We start from the raw sequence: 21,258 nt of genomic DNA, 5'->3' as shown, positions 1-21,258 counted from the left end.
TTCGTGTATCTTATTGATCAGAGATAACGGACAAGCGATGCCTTGACGACATCCACTTGTGTGAAGTTCGTCTCTTCCGCGAATGTTTCGATGACTTGACGGACATCCCCTTGACGACGTACGAAGCTCGTCGGGACTGGTGTCGTACCGACAAGTTGCTCATGCAGACTCGTCAATCGATGATCATCGATGATCGTCGTCATCAAATCAAGGAACAGGAGAACATGCAGACGGTTCAAATAATCCCATGGTTTGTCTTCCGAACGGAATTCATTACGAGCGAGCCATTTTTTCAATCCGATCGCATCGATTTGACTCAACGTCTCTGTCGTACGTGCTGACTTCCAAAGCGTCAACAGTTCACCCAGTTTTTTCCGTGTCTGTTTCTTACGCATGAAGAATTCAAAATTGTCTTTCGTCCGTAATGCGTCTCCTTCAATCGGAGCAATCAAATCGGCTTCCGGCGCCGTCACGAAATCGTGAACGAAATCGACAGACTCTCCCGGTAACCAAGCAGCGACTTTCCCGTGAAACTCAGCCATGAAGGCGACCGTTTCTGCCAAAGGCTCCTGCTTCATCTGTGAAGCAGCTTGCTGTAATCGTTCTTTCGTCTCAGTCTTCATAATCTACCTCTTCTTATTCGTGGATTGGTCTTACATTTCTTCTGGAGCGCCGACACCAAGCAAACGAAGACCCTCTGTCAAGACGATCGTGACAGACTTGACGAGTGCAAGACGCGATTGTTTTGCTGCGTCATCTTCGAGAACACGGACGTGTCCGTAGTATTTATTGAAGCTTTGTGCAAGATCTAAGACGTAACGGCTGATGATTGATGGCTCACGACGTGTGAACGCGCGATCGATGACCGTCGAGAATTGGTTTAGCATCGAGACGACACCCCATGCATGATCATCTGCACTACCAGCGAATGGTGTTCCATCATAGCCACCTTTACGGAGCAATGAGTGCGCACGGGCATTCGTGTACTGGACATACGGTCCTGTTTCGCCTTCGAATTTCAACATCTGCTCAAGATCGAACTCGATGTTGTTCATCCGTTCGTTCTTCAAGTCATGGAAGATGACCGCGCCAACACCAACTTGGCGAGCCGTGGCTTCGGCATTCGCTAAGTTCGGATTTTTTTCCGCGATGTTTTGCTTCGCAACATCGATTGCTTCTTGTAGTACTTCTTCAAGCAAGACGATCCGACCTTTACGCGTCGACATTTTCTTTCCGTCCTTCATGATCAAACCGAATGGGACATGGTGCATTCCGTCGACGTTTTCGAATCCAAGTTTCTTCAAGACTGCGAACAATTGCTTGAAGTGAAGCGCTTGTTCCCCACCGACGACGTAGAACGCTTGCTCAAAGCGGTACGTTTCAAGACGATAGACGGCAGCTGCTAAGTCACGTGTCGCATAAAGCGTTGCGCCATCTTTCTTTTTAATCAAGGCAGGTGGCATACCTTCTGCTTCGAGGTCGACGACCATTGCCCCTTCTGATTCGACGAGGAGATCTTTTTCTTCGAGCAAATCGATGACGTGTTGCATCTTATCGTTGTAGAAGGCTTCTCCGTTCAAACTATCGAATTTAACACCAAGCATCTCATAGACACGGTTGAACTCAACGAGTGAGACTTCACGGAACCACGTCCAAAGAGTTGTCGCCTGCTCATCACCTTGTTCGAGTTTTTTGAACCAGAGACGTCCTTCGTCCTCAAGTGCCGGATTTGTTTCCGCTTCTTCGTGGAACCGGACGTATAATTTCAACAATTCCTTGATTGGTTCTGCACGGACCGCTTCTTCCTCACCCCACATCGTGTAAGCGACCATCAATTTCCCGAACTGAGTTCCCCAGTCCCCTAAGTGGTTGACACCGACGACGTCGTACCCTTTTTTACGCGAAATCTGGTTGAGCGCGTTCCCGATGACTGTCGAACGCAAGTGACCCATCGAGAAGGGTTTCGCGATGTTTGGTGATGAAAAATCAGTGACGATCGTTTTCCCGTTGGCTTCACTTGATCCGAACGCCTCTTTTTCCGTCAAAACTTGGTTGACGATTTCTTGCGAGACGACATCCCGGTTCAAGAAGACGTTGATGTAAGGACCAACAGCTTGAACGTTCGAGAACAACGGCGCGTCAATTTTTTCTGCGAGCTCCGAAGCAATCATGTTCGGTGCTTTACGGAATGCTTTAGCGAGCATGAAACATGGGAATGCTAGATCTCCATGATCTTCATGTTTCGGTTGCTCAATCAGTTGTTCGATTTGTTCAACTGATAAGGCACCTTCCATGACTTGATGTAATACTTCTGCATACTGCGCTTTATAACTCATCTTTATTTCCTCCTGCTTCACTGATTTTTTGGCAATAAAAAACGCCCCTTGCGCCACGCGCAAAGAGACGGAATGACCGCGGTACCACTCTTCTTGGTGTCATTTCGACACCCACCTTGTTTGGGGATAACGGGGTTCCCCCGGCTACGCCTTTTCCTTCTGGAATCGGGCAGCGTCTCAGAAGTGCGCTTCACGACCGGTTCGTCCTCAGGCTTCCACCATTCCCTGATTCGCTAGTTGACGAATATCAACCGTTACTCTCTTCATCATTGACTGTATTCGATATCTTTCACATTATACGCAATTCTTTCTTTTCTCTCAACCTTATTTTTTTGGTAAATGGCTCATCAAAATTTCCACAATTCGGGTATAGGAATAAAAGATACTTCTCAGGGGGAGGGATGTTTCATGCGCTACTACCAACATGTAGCCCGGACGAGCTGGATCGTCTTCGGTCTCGTCGCCTTGACATTATTAGTGATCGGCATCGTTCATCCACCAACCTTCCATCCTTCTGTCTCCATCATCAACACTCTTTATTTATTCGGACTCGTTCTCCTGTTTCAGTTCGATAATGTCCGTCGTGGTGGCATTTACTATACATTCCAAGAAGGCATCATCTTATTTTTATTCCTCAATTACGGTTTAACGTACGCCTTGATTTTAAGCCAAGTCGGTATTCTCGTCTTTCAATTCATGTCTCACCGAAAAGCGATTCGTTGGAAACGTTTCGTTTATCTCTACCCGATCAACGCCTTGTTCGATTTAGTCTACATCTCGCTTCCAGCCTTTGCGTATTATGCGCTCGGCGGACCAATCGGCTCAAACTTTACGTATACGAAAGCCTTACTCCCTTTCATCGGCTTTTTGATCACCGTCTTCCTTGTCTCTTATTTCCAATGTCTGTTCGTCAATCGCTTCCTCTACTTGAAATACGATTGGCAACGTCTCGTAAAACTTCAGTCCCTCGTCTACGGGATTAGCATGTTAAGTGCTCTACTTGGAATCTGGTTCTACGATGAAAGTCCGCTCGTCGCGGCTACAGTTTCCGCATTGATTCTCTTTTTGTTCAAACGTCTGTTGCAAGAGCGTGGTGACTCCCTTGAAGCAAACGATAATGCCAAGCGATTTGATGATGCGAAGGAACACTTGTTGATTTCCCGCTTCGAGCGCGAGACGATCGATTCGTTGCTCCTCGATTTACCGCATCTATTGCCGTTTTCTGAAGGTTGGATCTCGATTCAACAACAGCGGAAACAAGTCATCTATAACATCCGGACGAAACAACCAATCGACGTGTTACCACTGTTTCATTCCTTGTCAGCCGACGATTTGCATACCCCGATCATCTATGGGCTGCGTTGCGACTGGGGAAACGATATTCAAATCGGATTGCCTGTCGATCGTCACTCGATGCTAGCGATTCCTTCGATTACGAGCGGAGAGGTCGATGTTTCGATCATCCTATTCCATCAAGTCGCAGACGCCTATGATGTGACAAATGCCGACGAATTATCTCGTTTGCTCCGTATCTTTTGTCGCGTCTTAGAACGCTCACGTGAAACGGTCCAACTCTATACGGAAAGTCGGACCGATGCCTTGACCGAATTACCGAATAGTCGGGCTTTTTATGAACACGGTCGGCAGGAATTTGCCGCTGACTGCTATCCGCTCTCCGTGATCCTGTTCGATATCGATCATTTCAAACGTGTCAATGATACGTACGGTCATAAAGTAGGCGATCTCGTCCTTCGTGAACTCGGTCGACGTATCCAGGCGATCCAATTACAATATGATGATGTCTTTGCTGCTCGTTATGGTGGGGAGGAATTCGTACTTCTGTTGCGAAATGGTAGTCAAGAGGCTGCTATCCAGATTGCCGAGACGGTCCGCCATGCGGTCATGGATCGTCCCTTCCTCGTCGATGGTCACCGACTGTCCTTAACGGTCAGCCTCGGAATTGATACAGTGGAGGAAAGATATCAACGGACGTTCGAAGAATCGTTACGTCAAGCCGATCATGCACTCTATGTCGGCGGAAAACACAATGGGCGCAATTGTACCGCGCATTATGCAAACCTTTGAAAGGTCGTGACTCTATTGTCGATTACTGAAATTGAAATGACGCTACCGACATCACAAACTCATCGGACGATTCGGATTCATCGGCCACCCCATTTAGATCCTTCTGAAGCGTTACCTGTGATTTATATGCACGATGGACAAAACGTCTTCAGTGGAGAGACCGCCTCGTTCGGAAAAGGCTGGGAGATTCATCTTGCGCTACAACAGACACAGATTTCGGCAATGGTCGTCGCGATCGACAGTCCAGAAGACGGAATGGATCGTTACGATGACTACGCTCCTTGGAGTGATGAAGCTTTATTGATGCGGACTGCTTATCCTTCGCACCGGAAGTCGATCGGGGGAAACGGTAAGGTCTACATGGACTGGATCATCCGCGAGTTAAAACCGTACATTGATGCCAACTACGCGACACGCCCTGACGATACGACGATGATCGGCAGCTCGATGGGTGGCGTCATTTCGCTCTATGGATTGTTCGCATATCCGGAAGTCATCACGCGCGTCGCTGCCCTGTCGACGGCCGGATGGGCAAACTTCTCCTCACTCCTTGAATTCATCGAGCGCAGTCCGTCGCTGTCTGCTACCCATCGCTGTTATATGGATGTTGGGACAAAAGAAGTGAGTGGTCCGATGACCGAAACGGATTATTTACACACAAATGATGTCTTAGCGCGAGCGGTCGAACAGAAACTTACTCAAAGTCGCTATACGATCATTCCGGAAGCGATTCATCATGAAACGGCCTGGGCCGAGCGTTTACCGGATATTTTACGTTACTTGTTTCCTTCCTCGTGAATACACAAAAAGCCGGGCGATTTCTACTAATAAAGAAATCTTCCGGCTTTTTACGCGTGCCTTATACTAATTCTTCTTGTTGCTCTTTTTCATAACGGTTGCGCGGATGCTCCCGGCATTCATCGGAACACGAACGCATGACTTTTGGTTCGCATTCTTCACAGCAGAAGTGCTGTCGATTACATTCCGGGTTTGCACAATTAACGTAGCGCGTCTCCGGTTTTCCACAGTAGTAACATTCTGAGACGACAGAAGGATTAACGGCATTAACAGGAACTTGTACACGCTCATCAAAGACGTACAGTTCGCCTTCCCAGTCTTCTCCTTGCGTCTGTTCATCTTTTCCGTACATGACGACTCCACCTTTAAGATGGAAGATATCATCACTCTGTTGCCGTTTACGGAAGTACGCCGTGAATTTTTCACAACGAACGCCACCCGTACAGTATGTGAGAACCTTTTTCCCTTCAAACAAATGCTCGTTCTCGTCAAGCCACTCCGGGAATTCCCGTGAAGCATCGACATCCACTTTTACAGCATTCTTGAAGTGTCCGAGGTCGTATTCATAGTTGTTGCGTACATCGAGAATGACGACATCATCTTGTTTCATCATTTCTTTCCACTCTGCTGGTTCAAGATACGCAGCGTGTTCTTCTGGTACGTTGAATTCATCCTCAAAACGCCATGTGACGAGTTCTTTTTTGTAACGGACGAACGTCTTTTTGAAGGCGTGCCCTTCGACTTCATCGATTTTGAATTCGATGTCAGCGAATCGTGGATCCGCCGTCAAGTCCTTCATGTATTGTTCCGTTTGTTCGACCGTTCCAGAGAGTGTACCGTTGATTCCTTCTGGTGCGATCAAAATCCGACCTTTAATACCGAGCTCTTTACAGTAAGCAAGATGCTCTTTCGTTAGCTGTTCCGCATTTTCGATCGGAACATACTTATAAAATAATAGTACGCGATAAGGTTTCATATTCCTCATTAGCCCCCATGTCAGTTTTTTGCAGTAAAACGAACGTTGGCAAACGAAGCGTCTAGCTATTGACTAGCTGGGAACGCCTGCAAAACGCACCCATTTAAGTATAATACCAACTCCCTTTCGAATGTACAATCTACAATTCCTGAATCCCTTTCAAGGAATTTCATTCCCTTTCTGAATCAGAAAGAGGTAAAATAAAACACAGTAGTACATCTCGCAAGGAGGATTCCGAATGCTCCATACACTTCGTGACTGGATCGAGCAGATGATTTTCTTTCTCCAAGACTTACCTGGAGGAGCTGCCACCGGTTTGATTGCCCCGTTTCTTGAGTCTCTATTTCCTTTCCTGCCACTCGTCCTGATCATTTCCGCGAATGCGGCAACCTATGGTTTTGGTATGGGTGTTCTCGTATCATGGGTCGGGAGCATGCTTGGATCACTCGTCGTCTTCGCTTGTATTCGATATCTATTTCGTCGTCCGGTTACGCGTTGGCTTGAAAAACACCATGCCGCACAACAGTGGATCGAACGTGTTCGTCACATGAGTCCCATCTCACTCGGATTCTTTTTCTCGCTTCCGTTCATGCCTGCGTTCATCATCACGTCCATTTCCGCCATGATTCAACTATCGCTGCGGACGTATTTGATCGCTGCTGGTGCCGGTCGTCTGATCGTCGTCATCATCTTCTCGCTAATCGGAAAGGAATGGTCCACGTTCCTTGAACGTCCGATGCGTCTTGTCCTTCTATTTTTAATTTTACTCGCCATCTGGGGAGTCAGTCGCGGTACGGAAGAATGGCTGAAGCGTCGTGCGCTCTCAAAACGTGCGGATCATTTACGGGAAATCGAAGATAAGATCGAACGTCCATCTGAAAAATGACTCAAGCCTGTCTATGATTCCATAGGCAGGCTTTTTAAGTTGTTCTCATTTTCCGGGTAATAGGTCTTTTGAATCATTTTCCGACATAATTAATATATAAAAATAACGTTCAAACAATGTTCAATATTGAAAACGCTTACATTAAATTGGTATGACCAATATTAATATAATAATGAGCTTTTCTTCTTAAAAATTAGGATAGCTTTTCCAGAAACGACATCCTTATAATGAATTTACATTCATTCCTTAAAGGAGGCGTCCTCATGCATCAAGTGTCCGAAGTTCAAAAAAATGAAGCGACTCAATCCGCTCCAGCAATCGTCGAGAGCGCTACTTTTCAACAATTGATGCGTCAAAAGAATGGCTTCATTCTTCCAGCCATCAGTTTCTGTCTTATTTTTTATTTTACGCTTCCGATTTTAACAAGCTACTTCACGATTTTAAATCAGCCGGTGTTCGGTGATATTACAGGTGCTTGGATCTTCGCTTTTGCTCAGTTCATCATGACGTGGACGTTCTGCATGATGTACAGCAAAAAAGCACGTGCCTTTGATCGACTCGTCGAACAGATCAAGGAGGAGTCGAAATGAATTATACTGCCGTTGCCTTATTTGCGGCGATCGTCGGTTTGACGCTCGTCATTACATACTTTGCTGCTCGTAAAACAAAAACTGCTAACGACTTTTATACAGCGGATGGCGGACTCACTGGTGCACAAAACGGGATGGCGATTGCCGGCGACTATATGTCCGCTGCCTCGTTCCTCGGAATTGCTGGGATGATCGCTTTAGCCGGATTTGACGGATTCTTCTACTCGATTGGCTTCCTCGTTGCCTATCTGGTTGTCTTGTACCTCGTTGCCGAACCACTTCGGAACCTTGGGAAGTACACGATGGCGGATATGATTGCCGCTCGTTTCAATGCTTCAAAAGTTCGAGGAGTCGCCGCCATGAACTCCATCGCGATCTCGATTTTCTATATGATTGCGCAACTCGTTGGTGCGGGTGCCTTGATTGAACTGTTATTAGGAATTCCTTACACGACAAGTGTCATCATCGTCGGTATCTTGATGACAGTCTACGTTGTCTTCGGTGGTATGACAGCGACCTCATGGGTCCAAATCATCAAAGCGATTCTCTTGATGGCAGGAACAGCTGTCATTTCGTTCATGGTATTCGCCAAGTTCGATTTTTCGATCTTCAAGATGTTTTCAGAAGTCAAACAAGCGACACCGCTCGGTGATTCATTCTTGAATCCCGGAAACAAGTTCAAATTACCGCTCGATACGATTTCATTGAATCTCGCACTCGTTCTCGGAACGGCTGGATTACCACATATCTTGATTCGTTTCTTTACTGTTAAGGATGCTCCGACTGCTCGTAAATCCGTCGTATATGCGACGTGGATCATCGGTGCCTTTTATATCTTGACGATCTTCCTCGGCTTTGGTGCCGCTGCTTTCGTCGGTTCTGAAGATATCATTGCTGCCAATGCTGCCGGTAACATGGCGGCACCACTTCTCGCTCAAGCACTCGGTGGCGATTTACTCTTTGCGTTCGTTGCCGCGGTCGCCTTTGCGACGATCCTCGCCGTTGTTGCGGGACTCGTCTTATCCGCAGCATCCGCCTTTGCCCATGACTTCTACAGTCATATTCTTCGCAAAGGACAAGCAACGGAAAAAGAACAGATGACGGCAGCACGACTCGCTTCCATCGCCGTCGCCTTGATTTCGATGGTACTGGCATTGTTCGCACAAACGATGAACGTCGCGTTCCTCGTTTCGCTTGCCTTTGCTGTCGCGGCAAGTGCCAACTTGCCAGTCATTCTCTTGACGATCTTCTGGCGCCGTTTCAATACTGGCGGAGCTGTCACAGGTATGGTCGTCGGGTTATTCTCTTCACTGATTCTCGTCGCACTCAGTCCAAATATTTGGGCAGTCGACGGTTCAGCCTTGTTCGTCGGGGAAGCCCTCTTCCCGCTGACGAATCCAGGAATCGTCTCCATCCCACTTGGCTTCCTCGGAGCCATCGTCGGGACATTGTTGACGAAATCGAACGAAGTTGCCGGTAACTTCGAGCGTATCTTAGTCAAGGCCAATACCGGTATCGATGCAGCCACGGAAGTCGCCGCATCAAAAGAATAAGTTCCCCTTAACGGCTCCTTCAACCCCCTTGAAGGAGCCGTCCCCTTTTACATTCTTCTCATTCATTGCCATACTAAGTGGATAATAGAGAAGAAAAGGAAAGGAAGACTGTACATGGATCTCGCTTTTTATTATTTCTTAATCCTCGGATTTTTCATTGGAATCATCTCCGGCTTTTTCGGAATCGGTGGCGGTATCATCTTGACGCCCCTACTACTCATTTTAGGATATGCTCCAAGCGTTGCGATCGCGACTAGTCTCATGTTGACTCTCGGATCAACGGTTTCAGGTACGATCTCTCACTTACGTCTTAAAAATGTCGTCTGGCGCGATAGCCTTGTCGTCGGGGGTGTTGGAATCATCGGTTCGACGATCGCGACACCACTTGTTCTTCGTTTAGAAGAAGTCAACGGTGCTCATCTCGTCATCTCGATCGTTTATATCGGACTCTTACTCTACTTCGCGAATAAGTTCTTACGTCCGAAAACAACGATCGGTGAACAGACGGGTTGGAAAAATCGATATCTCGCTCTTGCCTTCACTGGTCTGTTCGCTGGATTCATCTCTTCGCTTCTCGGTGTCAGCGGTGGATTCATCATCACACCGTTACTCGTCGGGATCGTTGGCTATGAGTTGAAACGTGCAGTCGGAACGAGTATTGCTTCCGCGTTACTGATCGTCCTATCGGGACTCGTCAACTATACGGTCGCGAGCACGAATATCGATATCCTCGTCGGGATCATGCTAATCGTCGGCGCCTTGCTCGGAGCACCGATTGGCGCGAAGCAGTTGACGCATTTCGAAAGTCCGTTCGTCAAAAAGTACCTCGGTATCTTCTATTTGACGGTTGCGGTCAGTGTGTTACTCGAGGTCATCGGCTGGAACGTCGCTTCACTCTCCGTTCTCGTTGCGCTTAGTTTGATTTTCTTACTGACACTCCTCATCTACAGCCGTCATCGAACGAATGGATGAATCGTCTCATCAGAAAAGCGGTGATGCCCCTATCAGGCATCACCGCTTTTTTCCGTTAAGCCACTCGTTTGTGACCGGCTCGTTCATAGTCTCTCGTTTGTTCAATGACTAAGTGCGACAAGAACAACATTCCAATCAAGTTCGGAATCATCATTAATCCATTTGCAATATCCGCGACCAGCCACAACGGTTCTAATTGCGCGACCGCACCATAACAGGCTGCGAGCGCAAAGAACACGCGGTATCCTTCGTTGAAGCGTGTCGTACCGCTCAAGTACTCCAAGCACTTCTCTCCATAGACATACCAACCAATGATCGTTGAATAACCGAAGAAGAAGACGGAGAAAGCGACCGTCCATTCTCCAAATGATCCAAGAACACTCGCAAAGGCGGTTGCTGTCAGTGCTGCCCCGGAAAGATTCGCATCATGCATCATACCTGAATGCAGCCCACCTGACGGATCCCAAAAACCTGTCGTCAGAAGGACGAGTGCCGTCATCGTACAAACGATCAAGGTCACGATGAAGGTACTCGTCATCGAAATCAATCCTTGTTCGACCGGACGCTCACTTTTCGCAGATCCGGCAATCAATGCTGCTGTCCCAAGTCCTGCTTCGTTCGTGAAAATACCACGTGCTACACCGACTTGCATCGCCATCATGATTGATACACCGGTGAAGGCTCCCGCTGGCGCAAGCGGCTGGAAGGCGTACTCAAAGATTAAACCAAAGGCTGGTAGAATCTGATCTGCCTTCAATACTAAAAGGACACAAGCGGCACCGATATAGAGTAAGCTCATGATCGGAACGAAGATCGTCGAGATCGCACTGACGCGTTCGAGCCCACCACGAATTGATACGTAGACCGCAATCGCGAGCAGAATGCCGAACACTAGCAGCGGCACACGGAACGATTGCTCAAGCACCGTTGCCATCGCATTCGCTTGCACCGTATTCCCAACACCAAATGATGCGATCAAACCAAATACCGCAAACAGGATGGCGAGTAGTTTAAATTTAGGTCCTAGTCCCTTCTCGATATAATACATCGGTCCACTGACGGCTTCGCCGCGTTCGTTTCGACTTCTAAAGAGAATGGCAAGGAGGCTTTCTGCATATTTCGTCGCCATTCCAATTAAACCGATGACCCACATCCAAAAGACTGCGCCCGGTCCGCCCATCGTCAAGGCGACTGCGATCCCTGCGATGTTTCCGTTTCCGATCGTCGCCGCGAGGGACGTCATCAACATCTGAAAGCTACTGATTTCACCTTCACCTTGCCCTGATTTTTGAACAGATAATTGAAACGCTTGTTTTAAACGCCGAAACTGAAGACCACGTAAGCGGATCGTAAAGTACACTCCTGTTCCTACCAACAACATCATACTCGGAATCCCCCAGACCCAAGCCGATATCAGACGTAACACTTCCATGCCATTTCATCCTCTCTCTCTTTTCCGAGGCTTACCGTAGCATGTAGTTGTGTTTTCTTACAATACAAAAGAATACTTTTTGTGATTTTACACAATAGAAGATATACTAAAACTATCGAGTGAAAGAGAAAGAAGGGAAATCCCATGTTAGAAGCTTCATATCATTCCTTAGACGACTTAGCGGAAGCGATCGGTATTGCCTTGAATGCCCCGATTACGATTGAAGATCGCAATCACCGCCTTCTTGCGTATAGTACGCATACGGCCGATACAGACCCTGCCCGTGTCGCAACGATCATTGGTCGCCGGGTACCGGAATCGGTCATCGACCAACTCTGGAAAGATGAAGTCATCCAGAGCCTTGCTACACAAGATGATCCACTCATTATTTCTGCACGCACGGATGTCGGACTGAATGACCGTGTCGCCATTGCGATCAAGCAAGATTCAGAAATTCTCGGCTATATCTGGTCGATTGCCCGAAGCACGCCGTTTACTCCTTCGGAACTAGCGGACTTAAAGAAAGGAGCTCTACTTGCTCAACGTCAGTTACTGGCGATCGACATGCAGAAAAAACGGAAGGAAGAGCAGACGGAACAGTTTTTCTTCGAGTTATTACATGAAGAATTATCCGAGTCGGAAATCCTGAAGATGTTCTCTAAACTCCATGTCGCACCACCTGGCATCAGTCGTTTGACGGTCATTCGGTTTTCAGAGGCAATCACACCGCGTCTCGCCGATCGCCTGCGCTATTTATTGACGATTCAGCAGACGGTTCGTCCGTTACTTTATGCGTATGATGAGACGGATTTCATCTTGTGGATCAGCACAAACGACCGCGACGCAGAACAAGAACGTCTGCAGTTTGACGCCTTCATCCAGTCGTTTCGACAATTACTCGCGGAGCGGTTCGATTATACGGACTTCGTCGCAGCAAGTAGTGAAGTCTTCACCGGCGTCCAAGCGATTCCCGAGCGCTATGAAGAAGCGGGCATTGTCTTGCGTCTAAAAGACGCCTTCCCATTTGAGCTGAAGAACGTGACCCGTTACGAACGCCTCGGCTTATTCCAGCTCTTACCGATTTTCTCGGAGCGTCTGCGACGGCGGACGGTTCGCTTGGAAGAAATCGAACGGCTGCGTGCTTACGATGTGAAACATGCCTCCTCCTTATGTGAGACGCTAGAATGGTTCCTTCATTATGATGGAAACGTCAAACAAGTCGCTTCCCATCTCCATGTCCATCCGAATACGATCCTCTATCGGATGCGACGGATCGAGGAGGAAGCGGGCATTCGAATGGAATCTTTACCTGAACGCTCCTTACTTTATTTGTATCTAAAAGCAGACCGATATCCTTTGTGATTTTTCACAAAGGATATCGGTTATTTTTGAAAACACCGATAAAGTAGAACGCTTTCATTTCTCGTATACTGAAGATGAAGAGAAATTGATTTGTTTATTTGCGAAAGGGGATCGCGTTCACATGATCATTGGAGTATTAAAGGAAATCAAAAACAACGAAAACCGTGTTGCATTAACACCTGCCGGGGTAGCAGCGTTACATGCACAAGGACATCGCGTCATCATTGAATCAATGGCAGGTATGGGGAGTGGCTTCACGAACGAAGAGTACGTCAAAGCAGGTGCTGAAATCATCGCGACTGCTGCTGAAGTCTGGGCAACAGCCGAACTCGCTTTAAAAGTTAAAGAGCCGATCGCTTCAGAGTACCAATACTTCCGTCCGGATCTGACATTGTTCACGTATCTTCACTTAGCGGCTGAGCCAGAACTGACACGTGCACTCGTTGATTCGAACATCACAGCAATCGCTTATGAGACGGTTGAAAAGAACCGCACCCTTCCATTGTTAACACCAATGAGTGAAGTCGCAGGACGTATGGCATCGCAAATCGGTGCACAGTTCTTGGAAAAACCACACGGTGGTATGGGCATCCTGCTTGCAGGTGTTCCTGGGGTTCGTCGTGGAAAAGTCACAGTCATCGGCGGCGGTGTCGTCGGAACGAATGCTGCGAAACTCGCGGTTGGTCTTGGTGCGGATGTCACAATCATCGATGTCAGCCCAGAGCGCCTTCGTCAGCTCGATGATATCTTCGGTAACTCGATCAACACGTTGATCTCCAACCCGTACACGATTGCTGAAGCGGTCGCTGAGAGTGATCTCGTCATCGGTGCTGTCTTGATTCCAGGTGCAAAAGCACCGAAACTCGTCACTGCCGACATGGTCAAACGCATGAAGCCGGGCGCTGTCATCGTTGACGTTGCCATCGACCAAGGTGGTATCTTCGAGACGGTCGACCGCATCTCGACGCATGATGACCCAACATATGAAAAATTTGGTGTCGTTCATTACGCGGTCGCGAACATGCCAGGTGCTGTTCCACGTACGTCTACACTAGCATTGACGAACGCAACGCTTCCGTATGTCCTTGAGCTCGCGAACAAAGGCACACACCGTGCGCTTGCTGAAAACGATGCTCTTGAAAAAGGATTAAATGTCGCGCAAGGATTCGTCACGTACGAAGCGGTCGCACGCGATCTCGGATACACGTACAAATCCGTTGAAGATGTGCTTCACCTACACGCATAATCTTGAAAGTAGAAATAGTCGATGATTCCTTTTTGAGGAACCATCGACTATTTTTTTTACTTCTTGAGGCGCCACTCGGCTTGTCATATGATGAGAAACGAAGACTTATGATTTTGAACTAGTAGAGGGGATCTCATTACATGACACAAACCATAACCGCTCATTCTCATGAACTTCAGAGCCACGTCGCTGAAGTCGCGTTACTCGAAACACTGACATCCGATACAGAAGAGAGCGTACGTATTGCCGCAACTGAGCGCTTACGTGTTCTCATCCCATCTCATCCATTGCTCAACATTGCTACAGCTCATTCTCTTTACTTCAAGAACGAACACACTCAAGCGCGCCGGCTGATCGAAGAGACACATCAGCAACTCGGCGAACATGTGCAAGGATACATCCTCCTCGGTATCATTAGTGAAGATGAAGGATATATGCACGAAGCAGAACAGTTTTTCCTTTCAGCCATCACACGGTTCCCTGAAGAGCCAGCAGGACATCGTTTCCTTGCCGTCCATTACAATCATCGTCAATTTTATGGGGAATCCGCCATTTATGCGTTTACATATTTAAAGAAGGTTGGCGCATCTGGAATCGATACGCTGATGGCCATTGATTCCATCCAACAACTGGACGGTCATTCGATCGACATATTGGAAGCACTCTATTCCTTAATCCTTGGCGTATCTCATCTCGACAAAACCACCGTCTTTCATGCGACAGCTTCTGTCAATCAAAGTATTCAATATGAGAAGCTACATGCTACATTGCGCGAAGACAGCGACGAGACCCTCTACGCTAAACTCGACGAATGCCTTTCCAACATGCTCGAGCATGGCTTGTTCGCAGCTGTTTATGACGATTCCGAAGAAAAGATCTATCGCCATGTCTTTCAGGATATGTGTCGGGATATGACCATCCGTCATGCAGGTTGGCGTGCGTATCCGGACTATATTCGATTACGCTTTCTCTATTTCAAACAATTGTTGTTACGCGACTGAACGTCAAAAAGCAAACGCGACGAGTGCCGCGATCGTCCATGGCAAGATCAAGTTGTCGAGATCGCGATATGAGATGGCTTCGATCAAGGCTGCGATATTCGCAAGCAAGAAGCCATAACTGACAGCGAGCCAAACCGGTTGTCCATAAAACAAGAATGTCACGGTCAACACGAGGAATGACGCCAAAAATAGGGCGATACTTCCTTCAAAGGATCGTTTCGTCTCACCACGGACGTAAAACGTCTTTCCGTAGCGTTTTCCGACGAGAGCCGCGAGACCGTCACCCCAAGCAAGCACCATGCTTCCCGCAATGAGCGCCATCGGCTGTCGCTCGAAGAAGAACAGGACGAGTCCCGCTAGAGCGAGTGGATAATAGACCGTTCCGTAAGAAGGACGATCGACGTCGTGCATCTGACCGATTCCTTTTCGTAGTGTCACTAGATTCACGACAGCAAAGAATAACAACGGTACGATCGCAACGTACCAGTGATCCAGCCAGAGCAGCGCAAGAAATACCCAGTGACCGACAGCAATATGAATCCATTTTCGAACCGTCTCGGGAGAAAAGCCGAAACGGCGTCCAATGACTTCCAGGATGACGAGAACTAGCCCGACGATTCCAATCGTGCCAAGAGCAGCTATCCATTCCATCGTCATTCCCCCTTTCTTTCCTATTATTGTACGTTGTTTCAGTTGCCATTTGCCCTATTGAACCTTCATTTGATAACATAAGGTCAAATGACGTCCTAGAGAGGAAGTTTTGGAAATGTATGATGCTCAAGCAGTCCAAACATTATCAAGTTGTCTGCAACGCTTGAACGAAGGAAAAGGAATCGAACCCCTCGTCGCAACGGAAGGCATAGAATTGCCGAAGGTCATCAATCGCTTGAAGCAATTCGATCCATTAAAAAATGGTCTATCCATCAATGAAATCGTTCATTTGGCAAATGCCCTGATCGGCGAACATATGTCAGCGACGACGATCCAGAACTGGACAAAACGTGAAGTCCGGGACATCATCGGCGTACCGCATCGCGGAAAGAAGTACTCGATCAATCAGGCTTCGATCATCTATTTACTGGATGATTTAAAACACCTCTTCTCGTTAGAAGAAACACGAGAACTGCTGACGATCGTCTTCAAGAATCCGAATATTGATGAGGATGATTTAATCAGTCCGCTTAATTTTTATCTCGTCTATACGCAACACGCGGAGACAAGTGGTCCGATCGAATTGACGGAGAAGCGTCTCAGACGCTCGCTCGAGCGCATTAACGCTTACCGCCCTGAAACTGTCCACGTTCTCCAACTGTGTCTCTATGCCCGTCGTGTATCGCATTTAACACACGAAGCGAAACAACGCCTCCATCATGTTCTGCAAACGACATGATGAAAAAAAGATGCCATCCATGTCATGGAAGGCATCTTTTTTTATTTAGACGGCTGTCAGTGATTTATAGTGGACGTTGTTCGTCAGACTTTTCAAGACAGAGAGTAGTTCGTACATCGAGAGTTTGTCCGCATCCTTGACGAGACGGTACTCATCACCGTCTTGCAACAATTCAGCAACGACTTCTCCAGCTGCACTCCGTACGGAGAATTTTCCTTTTGTCAGGTCGAAGGAAATCGTGAATGTACCACGCTCATACACGTTGTACTCACATTTCTTCGAGAAGAGCGAAAACTTCTCACGCATTTGACCTACCTCTTGTCCATCATGGTTCATCACGACCCACTTCTTACACGTCGGAATGAACTTACCAAACGCTACCCCTCTACCTTCACCATTCATTACTTGAACACGACCATTCTCGTCGTGTTGAACCGCACCGATCATTTGGTGCGCTTCATCATAAATCGCGGCATGACCTTGCGAAAAAACGCAACCCTGCACATAGACAACTTTGCGCAACAGAAATTCTCCTCTCACTGCTAAAACGTGCTGGTTTTTCGTCCCCAGTTTATTTAGACATCCTGTATAGTTTAACTTTCTTTATCTGTATGATATTTCGTTAACGAAAATGATTATTGCACCGTTTCTCCAAATTGACAACCCCCTTTTGTCGACAATCATTCGACATGTTCAATGCAGGTTCATCTCCTTTGCAAATGCGAGCAATTCTTCCCGATCAATGAGGCGAACCTGATTTGGTTCCGCTAGCTGATACGCAGCTTCCGTAAAGGTCGAATTCGTAACGACCCACCCCTCGTCCATCCCGTAGAATGGAACCGAGGCAGCGACCTGTTGAACCGCTTCGAGCCCTACAGCCGCACTATATCGCTTTGCCTGGATGGCAATCTTATACCCTCGTTCATCCTCTATCAACAAATCTGCTCCGAAGTCGCGTGAAGCAGGTGTTAACTCGACCCGATATCCTGCTGTTTCAAATAAATCGGCAAGCCATTCTTCAAATTCTCGTCCTTCCATTCGATCGAGTCGTTTTTCAAGCGACGGCGTTAAAATGGACAAAAGAAGAAAAAGGATACACCCTACTATACTGATGATTAAGATTAAAGGTTCCCAAGAACTCGAAAAAAAATAAGTTCCGAAAATTCCTATCATTGCAAACAAAGCTGCTAGTAACAATCGTTTTCGTTTTAATCGTTTCATCGTGCTTTTCCCCTCTACTTCGTCGTGACCTTTTTTTCACTATACTAAAATTCTTCGTCGGTTGCTTCCTTCAACAGGAAACACGACTCGTCTTGCAGAAGTAAACTAACGAGGAAAGACTGTCTTAAAATCCATGGTCGAAGACCAGTCAGGAGGTAGCTCATGGCAGAACATTCATCCCCTTCATCGCTACGAATCATTCACGCGACGTTACGTGCTATGAAAGACCCCGTTATTCTTGTCGATGCAAATGGAAGGATTCAATTTCATAATGACGCGTTTCAACACCAGTTCATGAACACTCCGAATATCGAAACCGTTCAGGAGCTGTTTCCCATCACGGATGATTTCTTTCCATTACAGAAGGAAGCCGTCATTTCAACGACACATCAATTAACAGTCACAGCGATTGAAGCGACGGACTATTTTCTTGTCCATGTCGCTCCCCTGAAAATCGAGGACTTATTCAATTCAACACTAGATACTGCTCTATTCATCACCGACTCGGAGTTTCGGATTCAAACTTGTAACGAAGTGGCAAGCACCTTATTCCGTTTCGAGCATGCCGAAGACATCATTGGTCTCCAAGCGACGATTCTACATGATGCGAAGGAAATCGCTACCCGCCGTCAACATCTCGAACAATTGAACTTAAAAGACTTATCGGACGCGCAACTTTTTTTACTGCATGGACGGGAAGCCGAAAATGAATGGACCTATCATCGTTTGGATGGCTCAACGTTCCATGGACGCCTTTATATGACACGGTTGCCAAACGATACGTACTTCCTTCTCATTCAGGACATCACACCGCAAAAACAAATCGAATGGCATCTGACGAAAAGCGAACGCCGCTTCCGACTCTTCTCGGAATCCGTCGTTGAAGCCGTTATCTTTCATGACCACGGCATCATCATCGATGCCAATCGCGCAGCAGAAGTCATTTTCCGGACGAAACTCGAGAAAATGAAAGGCAAGACGACGCTTGAATTGATTCATCCGGATCATCACGCGCGTGTCTTACAACGCATCGAGGAGCATCGAGAAGAACCATACGAAGTCCTCGGTCAACGTGCCGATGGAACTTCTGTCGAAATCGAAGTGTTTCCGCGTGAAATCATCTACAACAACATCCGGATGCGTGTCGCCGTCGTTCGTGATATTACAGAACGAAAAAAGATTGAGAAAATGCTTGAACGCGAAAAAAATGCCATCATGCGTCAGCGTGATATCACACAATCGATTCTTCAGGCATCCAATGAAGGGTTCCTACTGACAGAAGAGGATGGAAGTTTCATCTTCATGAACGTCAAAGCACGCAAATTACTCGATGTCCCAGGCATTGCACCAAGTAAGATTCAAGAACGAATCAGTCTGATTCCGAATCTCGATTTGAACACTCGATTCGAGATGCTCCGACAAGTAGAGGAATTACTCGCAGGAAAACATTCTGAACTATCGTTTCGTTTCACGTTACAGCGACCAAATGAGTCCAGTCCACTTTATTTCGAATTTTATGCGACTGCGATCAAAAAGGAGAAGAGTCGCATTTCTCGTCATGGCTTCCTATTTGTTTTCCGTGACCGGACAGAGGAAGCAAAGATGGATCAAGTAAAGGATGAACTCGTCAGTACAGTATCGCATGAGTTGCGCACGCCACTGTCCTCCATTCTTGGCTATATGGAATTACTACGATATAAGAAACAATCGGCTGATCGAATCGAACGTTATGTTGAGATCGTCCACGAAGAGACGAAACGATTGACGACGCTATTAAATGAGTTTTTAGACATTCAGCGTCTAGAAGGTGGAAAACAGGAGTATACCTTCACGTCGTTCTCGTTGCGCGATCTTCTCGCATCAACCGTCGATGCCTATGGCGAGACCGTCGAGACGCATCGAATTGATCTAGAACTACCAGAGGATCCTGTTCTGATTTTTGCGGACGAGCACAAAATCAAGCAGGTGATCTTGAACTTGCTTTCGAACGCCATTAAGTACTCTCCACAGGCGGATCATATTCGAGTCCTTCTTTCAGCAAACCCGGAACAAGCAACGTTCTCTGTGACTGATCATGGACTCGGCATTCCACAAAATGCTTTTGAAAAGCTCTTTACGAAATTTTACCGGGTCGATAACTCAGACATCCGGAAAATCGGCGGAACCGGACTCGGACTTGCCATCTGTAAGGAAATCATCGAATCACACGGAGGTGCGATTTCCGTTGAATCAGAAATCAATGATGGTTCGACGTTCACCGTTGTACTCGAACGTGATCCAAGAAAGGAATGGAATTGATGCGGACCTACTTCATGACGGGTTTCCCCGGTTTTTTAGCGACCAAACTGATCGAACAACTGGCACGTGTACCGGATCAAATCGCTTTTTTTCATTTGCTTCATTTATCATCAGAGCGGAATACGGCCGCTGAGCGACGCCAGGACCTTCTAGAACGTACATCCTTACGACCAGATCAACTCGTGTTACATGAGGGGGATATCACGGTCGAACAGCTTGCTTTATCATCAGAGACGCGGATGATTTTGCAACAAGATGTCACACACATCTTTCATCTCGCAGCGCTATATGATTTAGCAACAGCATATGAACCCGCCTTTCGGATCAATGTGATCGGTACCGCGAACGTGACACAGTTTGCTCATACGTGTCGGACCTTAGAGCGTTACATCTACTTCAGTACAGCGTATGTCTCGGGTCTTCGTTCCGGAATGGTTCTAGAAGATGAGTTACAAGCTAGTGCCTTTAAAAATGCTTATGAAGAAACGAAATACCTCGCTGAAGTACGTTTCCGTAAAGAAATTGGAACGATCCCCTATACGATCATCCGTCCTGGGATCGTCGTCGGCCATTCCGAAACGGGCGAAACACCGAAATGGGATGGGGTTTATTTCGTTTTGAACGCGATGCGTCTCCTGCAATCCTTTGCTCCTCTTCCGTATCCCGGTCGAGCAAACGCACTCGTCAATCTCGTGCCCTATGATTACGTCATTGAAGCGACCGCTTATCTCAGTCATGCACCGGTCGGAAGAAATAAGACCTATCATCTGACGGATCCATTCCCACATGGCGCACGCGCGATTTTTGAGATGTTACACGTCGCCTATTATGGACGTTATCCGCGCGGAATCGTTCCGTTTCGACTCGTTAGCACGGCATTGACTCCAGCTGTCGCGAAACGACTTCAGGTGCAACGTCAGACACTCGATTATTTCATTCATCCCGTTCAATATGACACGACACATGCCTTACGTGACTTACGGGACACTGGTATTATTTGTCCAGATCTTGCAGAAACGATGCCTCGACTCGTTCAGTATTACCAAACACACGCAACACACTAAAAAAGTCCAATCGTTCTTCCACAAGGGAAGTCGATTGGACTTTTTAAA

At 47.2% G+C, this 21,258-nt stretch carries 19 protein-coding genes and 1 other annotated feature; of the genes, 12 read left to right on the top strand and 7 right to left on the bottom strand.

What is annotated here, in order from left to right:
- Positions 1 to 17: 17 nt before the first annotated feature.
- Both KNQ18_RS14120 and argS read right to left on the bottom strand, forming a co-directional pair.
- Positions 18 to 623 carry a hypothetical protein gene (locus tag KNQ18_RS14120; protein WP_214725101.1) on the bottom strand — a complete coding sequence of 202 codons (606 nt, stop codon included), beginning with the start codon at positions 621 to 623 and terminating at the stop codon, positions 18 to 20.
- A gap of 30 nt (positions 624 to 653) precedes the next feature.
- On the bottom strand, positions 654 to 2,336 hold the full coding sequence (gene argS / locus KNQ18_RS14115; protein ID WP_214725102.1) for an arginine--tRNA ligase: 1,683 nt from the start codon (positions 2,334 to 2,336) through the stop codon (positions 654 to 656).
- A 60-nt stretch (positions 2,337 to 2,396) separates the two neighbouring features.
- Positions 2,397 to 2,615 (bottom strand) — a binding site (T-box leader).
- Positions 2,616 to 2,744: 129 nt separating this feature from the next.
- Here argS and KNQ18_RS14110 point away from each other — a divergent pair.
- A complete protein-coding gene (locus KNQ18_RS14110) occupies positions 2,745 to 4,421 on the top strand; it encodes a GGDEF domain-containing protein (RefSeq protein ID WP_214725105.1) in 1,677 nt (558 codons plus the stop codon).
- Between the two features lie 15 nt (positions 4,422 to 4,436).
- Positions 4,437 to 5,219 carry an alpha/beta hydrolase gene (locus tag KNQ18_RS14105; protein WP_215085222.1) on the top strand — a complete coding sequence of 261 codons (783 nt, stop codon included), beginning with the start codon at positions 4,437 to 4,439 and terminating at the stop codon, positions 5,217 to 5,219.
- A gap of 61 nt (positions 5,220 to 5,280) precedes the next feature.
- Here the strand turns inward: KNQ18_RS14105 and trhO are convergent, their stop codons facing one another.
- Positions 5,281 to 6,195 (bottom strand): oxygen-dependent tRNA uridine(34) hydroxylase TrhO, encoded by a 915-nt coding sequence (gene trhO / locus KNQ18_RS14100; RefSeq protein WP_082627445.1) that lies wholly within the window; start codon positions 6,193 to 6,195, stop codon positions 5,281 to 5,283.
- A 238-nt stretch (positions 6,196 to 6,433) separates the two neighbouring features.
- Here trhO and KNQ18_RS14095 point away from each other — a divergent pair, with 238 nt between their 5' ends.
- The 4 genes from KNQ18_RS14095 to KNQ18_RS14080 all read left to right on the top strand — a co-directional run bounded on the left by KNQ18_RS14095 (position 6,434) and on the right by KNQ18_RS14080 (position 10,196).
- Entirely contained in the window at positions 6,434 to 7,081 is a 648-nt protein-coding gene (locus tag KNQ18_RS14095; RefSeq protein ID WP_023469681.1) for a TVP38/TMEM64 family protein, read from the top strand.
- A 263-nt stretch (positions 7,082 to 7,344) separates the two neighbouring features.
- Positions 7,345 to 7,671: a DUF485 domain-containing protein gene (locus KNQ18_RS14090; RefSeq protein WP_023469682.1), complete on the top strand. Its 327-nt coding sequence runs from the start codon at positions 7,345 to 7,347 to the stop codon at positions 7,669 to 7,671.
- A complete protein-coding gene (locus tag KNQ18_RS14085; protein WP_149428001.1) occupies positions 7,668 to 9,224 on the top strand; it encodes a solute symporter family protein in 1,557 nt (518 codons plus the stop codon). Before KNQ18_RS14090 ends, KNQ18_RS14085 begins: the two co-directional genes overlap by 4 nt.
- Before the next feature lie 114 nt (positions 9,225 to 9,338).
- Positions 9,339 to 10,196, top strand: a complete 858-nt coding sequence (locus KNQ18_RS14080; RefSeq protein ID WP_214772254.1) for a sulfite exporter TauE/SafE family protein — start codon at positions 9,339 to 9,341, stop codon at positions 10,194 to 10,196.
- A 55-nt stretch (positions 10,197 to 10,251) separates the two neighbouring features.
- On the opposite strand, the gene KNQ18_RS14075 is transcribed toward KNQ18_RS14080, so the two are convergent.
- The gene (locus tag KNQ18_RS14075; RefSeq protein ID WP_214729074.1) at positions 10,252 to 11,628 is read right to left on the bottom strand and encodes an alanine/glycine:cation symporter family protein; all 1,377 of its coding nucleotides are present in this window, start codon (positions 11,626 to 11,628) and stop codon (positions 10,252 to 10,254) included.
- A 144-nt stretch (positions 11,629 to 11,772) separates the two neighbouring features.
- Here KNQ18_RS14075 and KNQ18_RS14070 point away from each other — a divergent pair, with 144 nt between their 5' ends.
- The 3 genes from KNQ18_RS14070 to KNQ18_RS14060 all read left to right on the top strand — a co-directional run bounded on the left by KNQ18_RS14070 (position 11,773) and on the right by KNQ18_RS14060 (position 15,237).
- Positions 11,773 to 12,990 (top strand): PucR family transcriptional regulator, encoded by a 1,218-nt coding sequence (locus KNQ18_RS14070; protein WP_035395605.1) that lies wholly within the window; start codon positions 11,773 to 11,775, stop codon positions 12,988 to 12,990.
- Between the two features lie 121 nt (positions 12,991 to 13,111).
- On the top strand, positions 13,112 to 14,236 hold the full coding sequence (gene ald, locus KNQ18_RS14065; protein ID WP_029342897.1) for an alanine dehydrogenase: 1,125 nt from the start codon (positions 13,112 to 13,114) through the stop codon (positions 14,234 to 14,236).
- A gap of 140 nt (positions 14,237 to 14,376) precedes the next feature.
- Entirely contained in the window at positions 14,377 to 15,237 is an 861-nt protein-coding gene (locus KNQ18_RS14060; RefSeq protein ID WP_064300681.1) for a tetratricopeptide repeat protein, read from the top strand.
- A gap of 3 nt (positions 15,238 to 15,240) precedes the next feature.
- On the opposite strand, the gene KNQ18_RS14055 is transcribed toward KNQ18_RS14060, so the two are convergent.
- Complete coding sequence (locus KNQ18_RS14055) at positions 15,241 to 15,888, bottom strand: diacylglycerol/polyprenol kinase family protein (protein ID WP_064300682.1); 648 nt, start codon at positions 15,886 to 15,888, stop codon at positions 15,241 to 15,243.
- A gap of 115 nt (positions 15,889 to 16,003) precedes the next feature.
- Between KNQ18_RS14055 and KNQ18_RS14050 the strand changes: the two genes are divergently transcribed.
- Positions 16,004 to 16,627, top strand: a complete 624-nt coding sequence (locus tag KNQ18_RS14050) for a DUF1836 domain-containing protein (protein ID WP_149428005.1) — start codon at positions 16,004 to 16,006, stop codon at positions 16,625 to 16,627.
- 45 nt (positions 16,628 to 16,672) lie between these two features.
- Here KNQ18_RS14050 and KNQ18_RS14045 read toward each other — a convergent pair whose 3' ends face one another.
- Entirely contained in the window at positions 16,673 to 17,149 is a 477-nt protein-coding gene (locus KNQ18_RS14045; protein WP_023469691.1) for an LURP-one-related family protein, read from the bottom strand.
- Between the two features lie 171 nt (positions 17,150 to 17,320).
- Positions 17,321 to 17,848, bottom strand: coding sequence for a restriction endonuclease (locus tag KNQ18_RS14040; protein ID WP_023469692.1), 528 nt, complete (start codon positions 17,846 to 17,848; stop codon positions 17,321 to 17,323).
- A gap of 162 nt (positions 17,849 to 18,010) precedes the next feature.
- Between KNQ18_RS14040 and KNQ18_RS14035 the strand changes: the two genes are divergently transcribed.
- Together KNQ18_RS14035 and KNQ18_RS14030 are read left to right on the top strand one after the other, a co-directional pair.
- A complete protein-coding gene (locus KNQ18_RS14035) occupies positions 18,011 to 20,146 on the top strand; it encodes an ATP-binding protein (protein ID WP_215085220.1) in 2,136 nt (711 codons plus the stop codon).
- Positions 20,146 to 21,210, top strand: a complete 1,065-nt coding sequence (locus KNQ18_RS14030; RefSeq protein WP_251133429.1) for an SDR family oxidoreductase — start codon at positions 20,146 to 20,148, stop codon at positions 21,208 to 21,210. The genes KNQ18_RS14035 and KNQ18_RS14030 overlap by 1 nt, the downstream gene beginning before the upstream one ends.
- The last annotated feature ends 48 nt before the right edge of the window (positions 21,211 to 21,258 follow it).

The organism is Exiguobacterium sp. s78, assembly GCF_018618985.1.
Taxonomy (GTDB): Bacteria; Bacillota; Bacilli; order Exiguobacteriales; family Exiguobacteriaceae; genus Exiguobacterium_A; species Exiguobacterium_A abrahamii.
This window is presented reverse-complemented; position numbering and strand designations above follow the sequence as displayed.